This is a genomic window from Moorena sp. SIO4A1 (assembly GCF_010672065.1).
GTDB lineage: Bacteria > Cyanobacteriota > Cyanobacteriia > Cyanobacteriales > Coleofasciculaceae > Moorena.
In genome coordinates this window covers 1-1,544 of the sequence record NZ_JAAHHX010000644.1, presented here as the reverse complement: position 1 = coordinate 1,544, position 1,544 = coordinate 1, and the positions used below count along the sequence as shown (strand labels likewise).

At 43.6% G+C, this 1,544-nt stretch carries 1 protein-coding gene; it reads left to right on the top strand.

What is annotated here, in order from left to right:
• Positions 1-208 precede the first annotated feature (208 nt).
• Positions 209-1,423, top strand: a complete 1,215-nt coding sequence (locus tag F6K53_RS41485; RefSeq protein WP_293086204.1) for a glycosyltransferase — start codon at positions 209-211, stop codon at positions 1,421-1,423.
• The last annotated feature ends 121 nt before the right edge of the window (positions 1,424-1,544 follow it).

Sequence of the window (1,544 nt, the reverse complement as noted above, 5' to 3'; positions counted from 1 at the left end):
ACCCCAACCTTGGCAATATCGATTATCACGCATTCTATACAATAAGAAGTTGGAGTAAATTAAAATTAATAAATGTTAATAAAAGTTTAGATTATTTTTTAAATAGTTTAAATAAACTCATGCTTAACTCATGTAAAAAGTGAGATAAGTATTAATTCTTGCCTGTCCTTTCCTTGTGGTCAATTATTGCTCAAAGTAGTAACGTCCTATGAAGATTCTAATGATCTCCACAACCTTTCCCTATCCGCCAACGCGGGGGGCAACTCAGGTCAGGACGTTTAATTTACTCAAGTACCTGAGTAAGCGTCATGCTATAACCTTGGTTACTCAACGTTCTGAGGAGATCACGGACATCGAGGTAGAAAAATTGCAGCAGTGGGTGGAAGAACTGGTGATGTTTCCCCAACCGCAGCCATCAGAACAAGAGAAAGGCATAAAGGATAAATTGCAGCGCTGGAGTACCATTTTGCAACAGGGAACGCCCCAGAAAGTACTCCAACTCTACTCAACTCCAATGCAGCAATGGCTGGATCAGGCTGTGGAGGGGGGACAATTTGACCTGATTACCTGTGAACACAGTACCAATGAAATTTATGTGCGACCAGAGTGGCGGGAGCAGCTGCGAACTGTGGTGAATATTCATCATTCTGTATACCGGAAATCTCTGGACAAGCTGGAAACCAAAACATCAGACAATCAGCTGAAAGACCAGTTAAATTTGCCCCTATTACGTCGCTATGAAGAGCAATATTGTGCTAAGTTTACAGACATTGTAGTCACAACAGCAGAAGATAGACGGCAAATAGAATCATTTGATCTAGACAGTAAAATTACATTGATTTCTAATGGGGTTGATGTTAATTTATTTCCCAGGCGCATCTCTGATCCTGGTGGACACAGATTAGTATTTACTGGGGCGATGGATAACCCACTAAACATCAAAGCAGCTCGTTATTTTAGCCTAGAGGTGTTCCCAGCAATTACAGAGCGCTATGCTGATACCAAGCTAGAATTGGTCGGACCCAAACCGGTGCAAGCGGTGCTAGAGTTAGAAGAGATCCAAGGGATTACTGTAACTGGCGCAGTGCCTTCTTTAGTAGACCACCTTCATAAGGCAACTATATTTGTGGTGCCAATGCAAAGTGGATTTGGCGTAAAAAATAAAACTCTCGAAGCGATGGCAGCAGGAGTACCGGTCGTGGGAAGCGATCGCGGTTTGGAGGGCTTGACAGTTGATGGCGGGGATGTCCCTTTGCGGGCATTGCGAGCAAATGATACAACAGAATATGTTTATGGCATTAGTCGGTTATTTGAAGACCGCCAACTCCGTAAACAACTGTCTGAAAATGGTCGAGGGTATATTGAACAGAAATATACTTGGGAACGTGCTGGTGAGCTATATGAGCAGGTAATCACAAGTTAAGGATTTAGGGTTAGGGTGCCTTTGGCTCAGGGTGTAGGGTTTAGGGTGTAGGGTGTAGGGTTTAGGGTGTAGGGTTTAGGGTTTAGCACGCCGCAGCGACTGTGAGCAAACTGGTTTAGTC